General features: G+C 53.2%; 13 protein-coding genes and 1 pseudogene. 6 read left to right on the forward strand and 8 right to left on the reverse strand.

The features are described 5' to 3' along the window. Positions 1–112: 112 nt before the first annotated feature. A pseudogene (locus ACXAH0_RS15735) lies at positions 113–364 on the reverse strand (transposase); the annotation flags it as partial. A gap of 223 nt (positions 365–587) precedes the next feature. Then, a complete protein-coding gene (locus ACXAH0_RS15740) occupies positions 588–1,544 on the reverse strand; it encodes a glycosyltransferase family 2 protein (RefSeq protein WP_475192662.1) in 957 nt (318 codons plus the stop codon). A 185-nt stretch (positions 1,545–1,729) separates the two neighbouring features. Between ACXAH0_RS15740 and ACXAH0_RS15745 the strand changes: the two genes are divergently transcribed. The 4 genes from ACXAH0_RS15745 (at position 1,730) to ACXAH0_RS15760 (ending at position 5,936) form a co-directional block, all read left to right on the forward strand. Then, positions 1,730–2,968, forward strand: a complete 1,239-nt coding sequence (locus ACXAH0_RS15745; RefSeq protein ID WP_475192664.1) for a glycosyltransferase — start codon at positions 1,730–1,732, stop codon at positions 2,966–2,968. A 147-nt stretch (positions 2,969–3,115) separates the two neighbouring features. After that, positions 3,116–3,757, forward strand: a complete 642-nt coding sequence (locus ACXAH0_RS15750; protein WP_475192668.1) for a methyltransferase domain-containing protein — start codon at positions 3,116–3,118, stop codon at positions 3,755–3,757. A gap of 98 nt (positions 3,758–3,855) precedes the next feature. Continuing rightward, on the forward strand, positions 3,856–4,704 hold the full coding sequence (locus ACXAH0_RS15755; protein ID WP_475192671.1) for a glycosyltransferase family 8 protein: 849 nt from the start codon (positions 3,856–3,858) through the stop codon (positions 4,702–4,704). 56 nt (positions 4,705–4,760) lie between these two features. Then, positions 4,761–5,936 carry a hypothetical protein gene (locus tag ACXAH0_RS15760; RefSeq protein ID WP_475192673.1) on the forward strand — a complete coding sequence of 392 codons (1,176 nt, stop codon included), beginning with the start codon at positions 4,761–4,763 and terminating at the stop codon, positions 5,934–5,936. A gap of 47 nt (positions 5,937–5,983) precedes the next feature. Here the strand turns inward: ACXAH0_RS15760 and ACXAH0_RS15765 are convergent, their stop codons facing one another. The 3 genes from ACXAH0_RS15765 to gmd are packed head-to-tail and all read right to left on the reverse strand — an operon-like array spanning position 5,984 to position 9,234. Next, complete coding sequence (locus ACXAH0_RS15765) at positions 5,984–7,225, reverse strand: hypothetical protein (protein WP_475192674.1); 1,242 nt, start codon at positions 7,223–7,225, stop codon at positions 5,984–5,986. 6 nt (positions 7,226–7,231) lie between these two features. After that, positions 7,232–8,170: a GDP-L-fucose synthase gene (fcl, locus tag ACXAH0_RS15770; protein WP_475192676.1), complete on the reverse strand. Its 939-nt coding sequence runs from the start codon at positions 8,168–8,170 to the stop codon at positions 7,232–7,234. A gap of 2 nt (positions 8,171–8,172) precedes the next feature. Continuing rightward, complete coding sequence (gene gmd, locus ACXAH0_RS15775; protein ID WP_475192680.1) at positions 8,173–9,234, reverse strand: GDP-mannose 4,6-dehydratase; 1,062 nt, start codon at positions 9,232–9,234, stop codon at positions 8,173–8,175. 396 nt (positions 9,235–9,630) lie between these two features. On the opposite strand from gmd, the gene ACXAH0_RS15780 reads away from it, so the two are divergent. Further along, complete coding sequence (locus ACXAH0_RS15780; RefSeq protein ID WP_475192683.1) at positions 9,631–10,380, forward strand: hypothetical protein; 750 nt, start codon at positions 9,631–9,633, stop codon at positions 10,378–10,380. On the opposite strand, the gene ACXAH0_RS15785 is transcribed toward ACXAH0_RS15780, so the two are convergent. Genes ACXAH0_RS15785 through ACXAH0_RS15795 form a run of 3 tightly spaced genes read right to left on the reverse strand, consistent with a single transcriptional unit; the run spans position 10,377 to position 13,054 of the window. Beyond that, complete coding sequence (locus tag ACXAH0_RS15785; protein WP_475192686.1) at positions 10,377–11,117, reverse strand: sulfotransferase family protein; 741 nt, start codon at positions 11,115–11,117, stop codon at positions 10,377–10,379. The two genes, ACXAH0_RS15780 and ACXAH0_RS15785, sit on opposite strands and share 4 nt — an antisense overlap. 57 nt (positions 11,118–11,174) lie before the next feature. Continuing rightward, on the reverse strand, positions 11,175–12,092 hold the full coding sequence (yegS, locus tag ACXAH0_RS15790; RefSeq protein WP_475182769.1) for a lipid kinase YegS: 918 nt from the start codon (positions 12,090–12,092) through the stop codon (positions 11,175–11,177). A gap of 38 nt (positions 12,093–12,130) precedes the next feature. After that, complete coding sequence (locus tag ACXAH0_RS15795) at positions 12,131–13,054, reverse strand: LysR substrate-binding domain-containing protein (protein WP_475192689.1); 924 nt, start codon at positions 13,052–13,054, stop codon at positions 12,131–12,133. Between the two features lie 232 nt (positions 13,055–13,286). On the opposite strand from ACXAH0_RS15795, the gene ACXAH0_RS15800 reads away from it, so the two are divergent. Continuing rightward, a complete protein-coding gene (locus ACXAH0_RS15800) occupies positions 13,287–14,504 on the forward strand; it encodes an acyl-CoA dehydrogenase (protein ID WP_475192692.1) in 1,218 nt (405 codons plus the stop codon). Positions 14,505–14,521 lie beyond the last annotated feature (17 nt).

Here is a 14,521-nt window from a genome sequence, read left to right on the forward strand (position 1 = left end):
GCCGACCACAAGATCAATCGCATCAACGAACTCATGCCTTGGTGTTACGCTGCAAAAGCAGCGTAACAGAGCGCCTGGCCGCCATGAAGACCGGCTTCACCGGACGGACACATACAGCCTCGAAAAGTCGCTGAAACACACCGCGTTGTGCCCATCGGCGGAACCGCCGAAACACACTGTTCCATTCGCCAAATCCTGGTGGGAGATCTCGCCAGGGACCGCCAACGCGAACCTTCCACAGCACCGCTTCAAGAAATAGTCGGTTGTCCCTTGCTGTCCGGCCTCGATCCCGGATGCTGCCGGGAAGCAACGGTTCTATGACCGCCCAGCTCCTATCCGTGATGACAAAACGTTCGCTGCGCATGGGAGCCTCCTCAAAAGGAAGCTTGAATCACAAAAAACACGATCTGTGAATCCTATATGTCCACAGACCCTAGATAATAAACCCATACGTTTCTTAAGAAACTGAAACTCACGTCTATAATTTCGCCTTGAGAGGAGCTTTTGAAGTCGCAACATCGCGTCATTCGAAATCTGATGCTTCCATTTCGCTTATGATCTTGTTCGAAAGCGTTGGGCAATAATCCTCAACCTTCAACAAAACGATCCAACCTCTTGCCTATCGAACGGGCGAGTCGTTTAAGCAGCGGCTTCCGAGCCTTAGAATTTTTTGTCGGCGCACGAAATTTTTCCATAGCTGCCAGGGCCAATTCGTTCTCAACAAGTTCTTTCGGCCATTCATTTGGCAATGTTGTGGCTAGTTTAACACCAAATCTGTTGCTTTCAGAGCAGTGGACCCCGGTTCCATCGTGCCCATGATTTGCGACGACCGGCCTCGCCAAATGCAATGCCAACCCCCTTTTCAAAAAGACACTCGCATGCCAACGAGTGGCCCAGGCGTCTAGCTTTCCGTCGCGCAGCTTCACGAGTATTTTAGGGAACAGGCCGTCGCCGCCAACGTCGAATTCGCGCATTCGACCCGATTCCTCAATTCTTTGTAGCAATAGTCCAGCATCAGGATTAAAATGTCGCCACGCCGACTTCCACGTGGCCCATCCCCAACAACTCGTTTCGTGATAAAAAAAGGCTTCGGGGAGATCCGCCTCGACCGGGAACATATATCCGGCAATATGCATGACTTCTTCGGCATCTGCATAACGGTCCAAGGCGAAGTTGAAGTAAGTCAATGCTACGGGAGATAGTTCGAGATCATCTTCAAGGACAATTACCTTGCCATGCTTCTCGCACTGCTCGCTAACTCCATACGTCAGTGATTCAGCCAACCCCACATTCTTCTCTCTTTCTATGAATTCAGCATGTCGGGGAGCGCATGCACGGGCAACCATTCTTGTTATTTTTATTGCTGATGGGTCTTGACCCGGCTTCGGACCGTCGCAGTAAACAGTAACAGGCGATTGGCTTAACTCTGGGCAAGTTGAGAGGCTCTCAAACAGCCGCAGCGTGTGGTCCGGTCGGTTGTACAAAAATACCGCAATCGGTGCATATTGCATTTGCGCGAGGCCTTCATCTGGATTAGTGCCCATTCGGCAGTTGGTTCATATAGTGGTAAATTTGAAGAATGTGCGACAAAGTGGATATTTGGATTCTCTACTAGCTCATAATTCAGGTGAACGCACGGTACTGATGTCGCGTTTAATGTACCCGAAGGTACGAAAATGTGGTGCGCAGTTAGAATTTTGTTCGCCGCCAACAGAATCTGGTCAATAAAATGAAAATACTACACATTTCGGGTGCTTCTCTCAAAAGCGGGGCGGGACGTGGTGCATATTGGCTTCATCTAGGTCTGAGGGAACTTGGCGTTGAAAGCCACCTCCTGACGACCCAAGCTCCAGAGAGGGCGGACAATGTATACGGCATTCTGGGTCGTTCGGAACAAATAAAACAGAAAAAATATCTTAAGAAGACAAAAAAGCGTACTGATCTTTTCGGCTTAAGCTCAGGCTCTTACTTTAATTTCAATTCTGGAGTTTTTAAACTTGATGATTTATTAAGAAGTTACCCTGCAGACATACTTCACTTACATTGGATAGCCGGCGCCTTTATCGATCTCAAATCAATTAAGCGCGTAGATATCCCGATCATATGGACGCTTCGGGACATGTGGCCATTTACTGGCGGATGCCACTATTCCATCGACTGCACCAAATATGCAGAATTCTGTGGGTCCTGCCCATTGTTCAACAATCGACTAGGCCTTGATCCCACCAAATTAAACATTTGGAATAAAGCACGATCTATCGGCAACAAAGTGACTGTAGTAGCTATCAGTGACTGGCTCGCAGAATGCGCAAAACGTAGCCCGATATTTAGCAATTCGATGGTAAATGTAATCGATAATGCTATCGATGACGGGAAATTCCAGCCGACACCAAAATCTCAAGCCCGCAGCCAGTTGGGATTGCCAGATGACAAACCAATAGTAATCTCCGTGTCTTTGGATTTTGACAGCCCATACAAAGGGTACGACCTGTACTGGAGTGCACTGTCGCAAATACCAAGTAGCACTTTTAATCGGGTGTACATTGGCGGCAATACGAAAAGCGTCAAGGACGAAAGCGGTATAATAATGGGCCGCATCGAAGAACCTGAAAAACTGGCTTTATATTACTCTGCAGCCGATGTTGCCGTTGTACCTTCTCGGCAAGAAGCATTTGGCAAGACTGTCGCTGAGGCAATGGCTTGCGGCACACCGGTCGTCGCGTTTGATGCAACTGGGCCCGGCGGCATGATCGAACACAAACAGACAGGCTATCTTGCTCGGCCTTTTGAGACCATCGATCTCATACAAGGCATAGAATGGTGCGTAAATGAGATGCGCTCATCTCAAGAAATTGGGCAAAATGCAATAGAATTAACAAAAAAACGCTTCACAAAAAAAGTTGTTTCAGAAAAATACATGGAGCTTTACAAGACTGTAGTCAAACTCCAAAATTCGGTTAGAGAATAATACAGATTATTTCAATAAACAACACTTTGTAGTATCTTATTGGATCATGCTACTGAGCCGACTTTTGTCGACGGTGTTTCAGATTTTGTTTTTCTATTGCATGGGTGTATATCATCACGCAAATTGGGTATTTCGGCCGGAGACTACATGGTGTTTGCAAGGTACTTAAAGCGGCTAAACCGCAAGAATAAATCGGAACAGAAAAACTGGATCGATACGGCCACCTATTGGGAAAACCGCTATATTAAGGGCGGAAACTCGGGCAACGGCTCGTACGGTGATTTGGCTCAATACAAAGCTGATTTTCTGAACAACTTTGTGAAACGAAAAGGGGTTCGAACCGTTTTTGAGCTTGGCTGTGGTGACGGAAATCAGCTTTCGTTGGCACGATATCCTTCGTATACCGGTTACGACATTAGCGCAAAAGCTCTCTCACTGTGTCAAGAAAAACATTCGCAAGATGAAACGAAGAAATTTTTGCTCGTCTCGGAACTTCGGGATTCCAAGTTTGAATTGGGACTTTCGCTGGATGTCATTTTTCACTTAATTGAAGATGACCTCTTCGAAAATTATATGACAGATTTATTCGGCTATGCGGAAAAGTTCGTTATTGTTTATTCTAGCAACCATGATCAGGAAACTGACGCGAACCATGTAAAACATCGTTGTTTTACAAAATATGTGGACGAAAACTTCCCAGACTGGAAGCTGGTTCATCACGAGCTCAATCCGCATAGAAACCGTAGAATTAGTTCACCGTCTGATTTTCACGTCTTTGAAAAATTATAGGTGTGAACATCGGGTTCTCAGACCAAAACCCCAACTAGCCGACCAAATTTGTGAGATTAGAACTGATGAATTGTTCAGAGCCCATCGAAATTTGCCTCATGTTTGATGAAGCGATTGTCGGCCCAGTCGCAGCGTGTCTTTACTCAATAGAAAACAGTCATAAAGACACGCAAGTGATTGTTCACCTATTTTTTAGCGGCTTCAACAAGACTACACTGGATAGGCTCACCAAGTTCTGCGATGGTTTAAGAATAACAGTAATATTTAATGAAATTGATCCTTCAGAATTCGAATTATTGTCATCGAAACTACCCCCGGTCCGTCACGCAACTGCCGCGCTTTATAGATGTGCGGTTGGTCGCTTCCTCCCCAGGACGACGAAACGAGTGATTTACCTAGATTGCGATACACTTGTTTTTTCGAGTTTGCGCTCTCTTTTTCAAATGGACCTAGGCCCGAATGCAATCGCTGCCTATCCAAGCCCTTGGAAACATAGGCACCTTGAACATCTCGGTGTCGATAAGGATCTATACTTCAATTCTGGTGTTTTACTCATCGATCTGAAAAGATGGAGGGAAGACAACACTGAGGAGCTTGTTTTGTCTGCATTGCGCGAGCACTCAAGCAGCTTCCAAATGCTTGATCAAGATGCGTTAAATCTTGTTCTTAGCGACAAAGCATTGCCTCTTAGCCGAAAATACAATTATGGTTTTAACAAGCACTTTACCTCAGGTGAGTTTGAATTTCCTGTGATTGCGCATTTTTCTGGTCGACTAAAACCTTGGGACAACGCTGTACTATCGCCGCTTGGAGCACTTTATGTTGAGTATAGTGCGCGAACTCCGTGGCCTGTTGAGTATGTTCTACATCGAAAATCTCGTCACAAAAAAACTCTATTAGGACGCATTAAGAAAAAGCTCAAAAAGATGGGGCTAATAAACGCTTAACGCTCGTTACCGCTTTCATTCAGTTTTCTCTCCCTCCAAGATATGTAGCACACGACATGAAAATCGCTTTTGTGAAGCAGGACGTTTACCAAGATTTGTATGTCTGTCCTGCCGGCACAACAGATGCAACCGAATTGCTTTTTTCTTCAATGATGCGCGTAGGCCCCATCGGTCTATTTTCTAAGTTAGACACATCCTTTTTTATAGTTGAGGAAGATCCCGCACCAGAGTGCCAAATTTATCGAACTGTTATTCCAAAGCTGGCAGACAAAGTACAACTTCTGAAAACTAAAACTATCGACCAAATACCCGGTGGCGAGTTCAAAGTGCCTGGAAGTCCTTTCCCTAATGGAATGTTCTCCGTGCCATGCAGATCGATTGATTGGTCCGTATACGACGTCGTTATTTCCATCAATGTGTCAATTCCGTCTGAAGTTGTGCGTCAGCACCCGACAGTGCTGTTCTGCTACATGATCGGCGAGGCGAACCTGGCCTCAAAGTGGGCCGAGTTCGGATATGATGTCTGCCTAAACCAACTCATTTCCGAAAACGTCACTTCTCGTATTGGTGGGGCAATCGATTTTCCATATACGTTTTTGGGACCAGATTGCCTTGAGAGCATAATGGGCCGAGAGACGGCGAGATCCTCTCTGCAAGACGGCATATACGCAGAAATAAACATGTCGACAGAGAGGCCAGTTAGATCTTCCCCGCCTGTACTCCAACCGCTCGAAGCCGCTGGGTATAAGATCCGCATTCACAAGCAAAAAATCTATGACAACCTGCTTGAACTCTACGATGCAAAATACTTCGTCAAACTGGGCGGCAGGAAGATCCGCGGCAATTCGACGATCGAAGCAATTTCCAGCGGAACTTTAGCGCTTCTTCCTCGTGAAACCTTGATACATACTGAACTCCTACCTCAAGAATGTTCAGTTGATACGTTTGATGAACTCACCAAAAAAATTCAGTACCTTGACGCTCATCCGACTGAATATAAACGCTTGTTAGACCTCCAACGCGAGACAGTGAAAAAAATGTGTTTTGAGAATGCAGTTCGTTCACTGGAACTCTGCCTGGAAGACAAACGAAAGATTGTTTCAAAAGGAACCTTGATTGCTCGTGCCCTTCAGGCGAAGCGGCGTTTGACTGCAAAATCAAAACCTGCGGTCGTCAAGAAAATTCAAAAACTTAAAAGAATTCGAGCCAAAGTCGCTCTCAAGCAAAAATAGATTTCTATTTCAGTGAATCGAATACGTATTCTCTCACCACAAAAAATTCATGAAAATAAATTCATTTTATTGGATTTTATAATACTCTGATAATGAAGACATGCCTCCTCCAAGCTAGTTGTGTTTATTTCCTTTTGCGCCGATAGCGCGAGCAAGGTTCGAGCGAAGTCCTCGTCGCTTTCTGCTGCCACAGCATTCCCATGGGAAAGAAACGATTGCATCGCAATGCCTTTGGAATGAACAATAACTTTCTGTATGGCAACAGCATCCTGAATAATACCGGATCCCTGCAAGCCATAGACCGAGGTGTCATAGGGTAACAAGATGGCATCGACAGATAGAAAATGCTCTGAAAACACCTCTGGAGACATTCGATCCGGAAGCAATTGGAGGCGTAGCCTCGCTTCGTTCGCCTGATGCTGGCGAGCAAATCCGTAAATGCCGCTGTCCCCAAAATCAGTATCGGCTCCCTGAAGAAGAATTTCGATTGGCTTTTCCGGTGGCGTCTTCCGAGCAAGCTTCTCCAGACAAGAATAAATGCTTGTAATGCGCTGGTAGCCTTTGCCAGGACGGGGCGCACCGAAAAGACCTACCCGGAAGGCCGTGGACAGTTTTTTTTCGGGCAGGGGCGCCAAGTCTGTAGGATCAAAACTAACTGGCAAATAAAACCCGCCCTGGACGTCCAATCCGTAACGGCCCTTCAAGTAGGTCGCCATCTCATCCGTCTCGCAAAAGAGTTCCAATTGCGACTGGCTCGAAAGGGTCTTTGCCAGCAGCTTCAAACGCTCCTCCCGCCGGGTGTCTTTGTGGTCTCCCAGTTCTGGGTCAAGGAACCGAAGTATCAAGCGCGGTGTTGCTTCCTTTTTCACTGCAGCGAGATGACAGGCTGTTTCGAGCAAGTCGAGATCAGCCGAAGGTACGATCACGATGTCGGTGCGCTCAAGCCTTAACGTGTCGCAAGCAGCCAGCAATTCGCGCCCATAGGGCGAGTGCGGCAAAGAAAAAATCTGTCCAGACAGCAGGGCTCGCGTCAAAGCGTCGGCCTTCTGACGCAAAGAGCCATTCCGGATCCGCCAATGAAGAGTTGAGAGCTCTTTGGAGTGTTTGGGCAGTTTTGCAACTGCGTTTCCGAGGAAGCCGTCGTATCCCTCTCCGGTTACGAGATGCAGATCATGGTCTGGCAACCACTTCCGCAATGCACCTATCTGCGTATGCTGGTGACCTCTGTTGCGGATGAGCTTGCGCTCAACGATCACAAGCTTGCCTTTGGTTCCTGCCTTTTCTGACATGAATGGTCAGCTCCCAGAGCCGAACGCCACCGCATAGGTCTCTGCAACCCCCTCGCGCAGCGGCCGGGCATTATTCCAGCCAAGGCTCTTGAGGAAAGCGGTGTCAGCCAGCTTTCTCGGCGTGCCATCCGGTTTGCTGGCATCAAACGAAAGGACACCCTCAAAGCCGGCAACCTTGCACACCAGTTCGGCCAATTGCCGGATAGAGACTTCCTCCCCCGAGCCCACATTCACCGGCTTTGCACCGGAATAGGATCTGGCAAGATGCACGGCTGCATCGGCCAAGTCGTCGACATGCAGGAATTCGCGCAAGGGGGTTCCGCTGCCCCAAACTTCCATGCTGTCTGAGCCGGCAAGCCTCGCCTCATGCGCCTTGCGCATCAGCGCGGGGAGGACATGGCTTGTCTCAAGATCGAAATTGTCGCCAGGGCCGTAGAGATTGGTCGGCATGGCGGAGATGAAGTCGCAGCCGTATTGTTTCCTGTAGGCTTGGCACATCTTGATGCCGGCGATCTTGGCGATGGCATACCACTCGTTGGTGGGCTCCAGCGGACCTGTGAGCAGGGCTTCCTCTGACATCGGCTGTTCGGCATGTTTCGGGTAGATGCAGGAGGAGCCCAAGAAAAGCAGCTTCTCCACCCCGGTGCGATAGGCGGCATCTATAATGTTCGCCTCCATCATCAGGTTGTCGTAGAGAAATTCGGCCGGACGTGAATCATTGGCCAGAATGCCGCCGACCTTTGCGGCAGCCAGAAAGACGGCCTGGGGCTTTTCGCTGGCGATCCACGATGCCGTCGCTGCCTGGTCGCGAAGATCGACCCGGTCCCGGCCGACCGTCAGGATCTCACAGTCTTCCTGTTGAAGCCGCCGGACGATCGCCGAGCCGACCATGCCGCGATGGCCGGCGACCCAGACGCGCTTGCCCTTGAGATCATAGAGGCTCATCTTCACACGCCCTTTGCCACCACGTCATGTGCCATCAGGCGAAGATCTTCCTGCACCATCTCCCGCGTCAGCTCCCGGACCGGCGTTTCGTGCCGCCAGCCGAGCTTCTGATGCGCCTTTGCAGGGTCGCCGATCAGGAGATCGACCTCCGTCGGGCGGAAATAACGCGGGTCGACTTCGACCAGCACATTGCCGGTTTCCGTGTCGATGCCCTTTTCGTCGACGCCTTCGCCTTGCCATTCAAGCGCGAAGCCCGCGTCGGCGAAGGCCCACTCAACAAAGGTGCGAACGGGCGTGGTCTCGCCGGTCGCCAGCACGTAGTCGTCCGGCTCGTCCTGCTGAAGCATCAGCCACATGCCACGCACATATTCCCGGGCGTGGCCCCAGTCGCGCTTGGCGTCAAGGTTGCCGAGATAGAGTTTCTTCTGTTTGCCGAGCTTGATGGCAGCCGCTGCCCGGGTGATCTTGCGTGTGACGAAGGTTTCGCCCCGAAGCGGACTTTCGTGGTTGAAGAGAATGCCATTGGACGCGTGCATGCCATAGGCCTCGCGGTAATTGACGACGATCCAGTAGGCGTAAAGCTTCGCAGCAGCATAAGGGCTTCGCGGATAAAACGGCGTTGTCTCCCGCTGAGGCACTTCCTGCACGAGGCCATAAAGTTCGGACGTAGATGCCTGATAAAAGCGGGTCTTCTTTTCCATCCCCAGGATCCTGATCGCCTCCAGAAGCCGCAAGGTACCCACACCGTCGGCATTGGCTGTATATTCCGGCGTCTCGAACGAGACCTGGACATGGCTCTGCGCGGCGAGGTTATAGATCTCGTCCGGCTGGGTTTCCTGCACGATGCGGATCAGGTTGGTCGCGTCGGTCATATCGCCGTAGTGGAGGAAGAAGCGGGCATTCTCATCGTGCGGGTCCTGGTAGATGTCTTCGATACGCCCGGTGTTGAACGACGAAGACCTGCGTTTGATACCGTGGACGATATAGCCCTTGTCGAGAAGCAGTTGTGCGAGATAGGCACCGTCTTGTCCCGTCACGCCGGTAATTAGGGCTGTTTTGGTCATTTTGTCCCGTTATTCTTGGTCGGTTCGCGTCAGACTGTCCGTTAAATCCCACAACCTGACTTTTCGGCACACCGCCGAGGTATCGCATGCGGCCAAGAGAAGCAATATCCTTAGCTCCAGCGGCCAAGCTGACAGCCTGATGTTCCAAGAAAATCAGCCGGTCCAGGGGCCGCATCGGCCCTTCAGGCGAGAGGCCTGTAATGTCCGTCTGGGACAACACGTTTGCAGCACACGAAAACCACTCACAGCAGGCACTCACTTCTGCGGCATTTTAAGTCACAGAACCCGCGGGACAACTTCCTCTGGATTTCTTGGGACACGGTTGGCATAAGAAATTGAGTTCCACTTCCTCCAACGGGATTGACCGGGCAAGCGCCCGTCCCTTTCCAAAGCACGATGCCTTCTGAAAAGCCCCTGGATATTACGCTCGTCTCCGGTGCCCGGCCCGGTTTGCTGCAGCAAACACTGGAGAGTTTTTCCCAACGCCTGTTCAAGAACTTCACAATCGGCACCTGCTACGTGAATATCGACCCGTTTGAGGGCGGACCTGACGAAGTGGCCGCATGCGAAGTGATCTGCCGGTCGTTTTTCCCAAATGTGACCGTCCGGACGCCGGAGACATCCCATTTCACCCGGGCGGTAAAATGGCTCTGGCAGCAGCCTCAAAATGACTGGTTTTTCCATATGGAAGATGATTGGGTGCTGGACCGGGACGTCACTTTCGAGGAGTTCTCCCAGGCCACCGCCGCAAAGGTGATGCAGATTTCCCTGATGACCCGGGAAAAGAACTGGGGGTACCGCTCCCAATATCATTATGAGCCCAGCAGGCTTTTGATCCTGGGAAAGGATTTCGGCAAAAGCCTGAACAAGAAGCGGCCGATTTTCGGAACCAGTCCGGGTTTTCTCAAGCGGGACTTTGCCTGCCATTGCGCGGCCATGATGCTGGACGAGCTGGACCCGGAAAAGCAGCTGAATTCTCTCAACCCCGCGCTGAACCGCTACACGGCCAAGTTCCGCAACCGCTTCATCGGCAAACGCCGGGAGTTTGTGGCCGTGGATATCGGCCGGCAGCATCGGGATGACAAGGGCATCATCAAGTCGATTGTCAACGGGAACAGCGTCTGGACCCGACAGGAGGGCAGCTAGCCTTTGGCAAAGACAGCGCTTTTTTGCGCCGGCGTATCAAAGTCAAATCCGAACAGATCAATTTCTGTCTTGTACCAGTCGGCAACAATCTGAATGGTCGCTGGGGTATAAAAGTCCTTGAAACCGGCCCCGGAGTTCCGGGAAACATTTTTGGCTTCCAGCGTGTCCGGCACACCGAAATATCTTGCGATCTCCCGGCTGAGATGCTCCTGACGCAGAATATCGATAGCAAGCTGTCCGTTTTCGTCCAGTACATAGTCCGTTTGCGGGTACCAGCCGAGCGATGCCCGGTGCCAGAAGAAGTCCACCTTGCCCCAGTCATGACGGGTTTCCAGAAAGGCCTCAAACCCATCAACAGACAAAGCTTGTTTCTGCAGCTCTTCCCCGCCGGTCTGTAGATAGAATTTATAACGGGAAAAGGTCCGGGCCCAGGGATTGCGGACAACGGCAAAAGGGATCGTCCCCGCGCGCATGGAGGGATCAATGTCGCGCAACCGGGCATGTTCATAGCCCGGATGCAGCCCTCTGGACGTCATGAACTCCCGCAAGGCGTTGGCGTAAGCCTTGCTTTTTAGCCGCCTTCGATGGGCGAGCAGAATCCGGCCCTTGAGCGCCGGGGCTTCGCGCAGCGCCATGCCCCCATTTTTCGGAATATGCACCAGCAAGTGTTTCTTGCGAACCAGCCCCAGGCGCGCCGGGGCAAATTTCAATAAATTCTTGAGCTGGTATTCATCCATCAGGGCAGGAACTTCAATCTGTCTTTTGGAAACGGCATGTCAGCGGGCGAACAGCCGCTAGCGCCGCACATTAATCTGGTGGTGCCTTATCCCAATCTGGAAGTCCTGTCCATTCATCGGTTCGCCGTCCAGGTTGAACTGGACGGGTTTGTCCGTCTGGATGGAAACTGAACGGGCCTTGCGCTGGATCAGCGCGGAGGGCAGGCCGTCTACCCCGCTTTCCAGCAGCACCGACAGCAGATCTGTGACCCCGCCACCCTTTGGAACAGGCAAGAGGGTCAGGTCCAGAAACCCGTCATCCAGTTTGGCGCGCGGGCACAGGCGGATGCCGCCACCCGCCCGGCGGCCATTGCCGATGGCGAGCGCCAGGAACGCCCCCTCCCAGGAAAAGTCTTCCGCCTCGATCCGCCCCTCGCAGGCGGCCAGTTCAGAAAATCGGTTGAGCCCGGTAAACAGATAGGCGGCTCCGCCCAACACCCGTTTCAATTTCGGGTCGGTCTGGGAGGTAACCTGCGTGCCGAACCCGCCGGTCGCCATGTTGACAAAAAAACTGCCATTGATCTCGCCCACATCCGTTGGCTTGGCACTGGCCCGCACCGCAAAGCGCAGGCAGGCGGTCACATCGGCCGGATCCAGGCGGATATGGCGGGCAAAATCATTGGCCGTACCGAGCGGCAGAACTGCGAAGGCAAAGGGCGGCTTGTGATCTGGGGGCGTCCGGCGCAGCACCGCGTCGACGATTTCATGGAGCGTGCCATCACCGCCGCCGCTCACCAGCGTACTGATCGGCATCTCTTCGTGATCGCGCAGGGCCTCAAGGGCCAGCCGCTGGGTATCGCCCGCTTCATAGGTCACACGCACGGACACCTCATGGCCCCTCTCCCGCACCGCCGACACTGCCGCACGCACATCACTGCGGCCGGCCGACTTGCCATTGAGGATGAGCCTGAGATGCTGTGTGTCTGTCTTGCTCAACCGCCTAACATCCCCTGACTGTTTTTCCACATGTCCGTTCACTCCGGCAGCATGGTTTCACGTTTGACCCGGGCGGTTCTGGCTTCTTCCGTCAGCCATTGCCGGAACGCCTTGACGACCGGGCGCATGGTGCGCCCTTCCGGATAGACAAAGTGATAGGCCGTCTGCTGGTCCAGCGACAAGTCGAACAGGCGCACCAGCCGGCCCGAGGCCAGTTCCGCCTCCACGAAAAACCGTGGAATCAGGGCCGCCCCTGCATGATGGATCGCGGCCTCCGATATCATGACAAATTGTTCGAAACGGGCCCCTTGAAAGGCCGTTTCCGTTTCCACCCCGGCCAGATCAAACCATTGCCGCCAGGCAAGCGGCCGGGTGGCCAGCTGCAGGCGTGGCACCCGGACCAGATCTTCCGGGCTGCGGATGCCATGCCGGTCCCGGAACACCCGGGAGGCCACAGGGATCACCTCTTCGGCAAAGAGCCGCTCGGTGATCGCTCCTGCCCAGACCGGGTCGCCATGGTGGATGGCTCCGTCAAAGGGTTCCTCGTCAAAATCAAACGGCTGCAAACGCACGCTCAGGTTCAGCCCCGCATCCGGATAGCGGCGGCCAAACTCTGCCAGCCTTGGCGCCAGCCAGCGGGTGCCGAAGGTGGGCAGCACCGCCAGGTTCAAGACATCCGCGCTGCCCGCATAGGACATGACCTGGCGGGTGGCCGCCGTCATCTGCTCCAGCGCGCCGCGAATGTCATGAAGGTACAAGCGCCCGGCATCGGTCAGAACAATGCGCTGGCGCACCCGGCGGAACAATTCAACCCCCAACCGGTCTTCCAGATGGCGGACCTGTTTTGACACAGCCCCCTGGGTCAGGTGCAATTCTTGCGCCGCGCGTGTGAAGCTCAGATGCCGGGCCGCGCATTCAAAGGCAATCAGCGTATCTGCCGAAGGGATAAAGGCGCGTCGCATGGTCTATTGCCGAATTCATTCCAATTTGTCATGAACGATGGACCAGCATTCGCTTTTCTGCAACTGAATTCTCGTCCAAACTCGCTCAATCAGAATGAAGTCAGGTAGAGGGTATGGTGCGAACAGCCGCTTTTTCGCGTCCTTGCAAGCCATGTCCCCATCGGCCGTTCAACAAGCCGGCCATGTATCATACCGGGTCCGTTTCTCAGCGGCCTGTCACCGGAGTAGAGCCATGAATGCACCCGTCAACGTCAAGTCCTCCCCATCCGGCGGCGGCACTTTCGACTGGCAAGACCCGTTTCACCTGCGCGAGCAGCTGGCCGAAGACGAGCAGCTGATCCAGGAAACGGCCCGTGCCTATGCCCAGGAAAAGCTGCTTCCACGGGTAATCGACGCCTACCGGGAAGAAACCACCGAGCGCGGCATCTTCAACGAGATGGGCGAACTGGGCCTGCTCGGCGTCACCCTGCCGGAAGAATATGGCTGTGCCGGGGCCTCTTACGTCGCCTATGGCCTGGTGGCCCGGGAGGTCGAGCGGGTGGATTCCGGATACCGCTCCATGATGAGCGTGCAGTCCTCTCTGGTCATGTATCCGATCTATGCTTATGGCTCGGAAGAACAGCGCCGGAAATACCTGCCGAAGCTGGCCACCGGCGAGTTTGTCGGCTGTTTCGGCCTGACCGAACCGGATGCGGGCTCCGATCCGGCCGGCATGCGCACCCGAGCGGAAAAGATTGACGGCGGCTACAAGCTGACCGGTTCGAAAATGTGGATCTCCAATTCGCCGATCGCCGATGTTTTTGTGGTCTGGGCCAAATCCGAAGCCCATGACGGCGCCATCCGCGGCTTTGTTCTGGACAAGGGCCTGAAGGGTCTTTCGGCTCCGAAAATCGGCGGCAAGCTGTCCCTGCGCGCCTCCATCACCGGCGAGATTGTCATGGACGGGGTGGAAGTGGGCGAAGAGGCGCTGCTGCCGAATGTCTCCGGCCTGAAAGGCCCGTTCGGCTGTCTGAACCGTGCGCGTTACGGCATTGCCTGGGGCTCCATGGGCGCAGCTGAAGACTGCTGGACCCGTGCGCGTCAATATGGCCTCGACCGGGAACAGTTCGGCCGCCCACTGGCCCAGACCCAGCTGTTCCAGAAAAAGCTGGCGGACATGCAGACCGAAATTACCCTTGGCCTTCAGGCCGCGCTCCGGGTCGGCCAGCTGTTTGATGCAGGCAAGGTGTCGCCGGAAATGATCTCCCTGATCAAGCGGAACAATTGCGGCAAGGCCCTGGAGATCGCCCGCCAGTCCCGCGACATGCATGGCGGCAATGGTATTCAGGAAGAATACCATATCATGCGCCACGCCCAGAATCTGGAAACGGTCAACACCTATGAAGGCACCCATGACGTGCACGCGCTGATCCTGGGCCGCGCCCAGACCGGCCTGCAGGCCTTTTTCTGATCACAGCGGCCTTCCCA

The sequence above is a fragment of the Roseibium sp. AWQ4_290 genome (assembly GCF_056160985.1).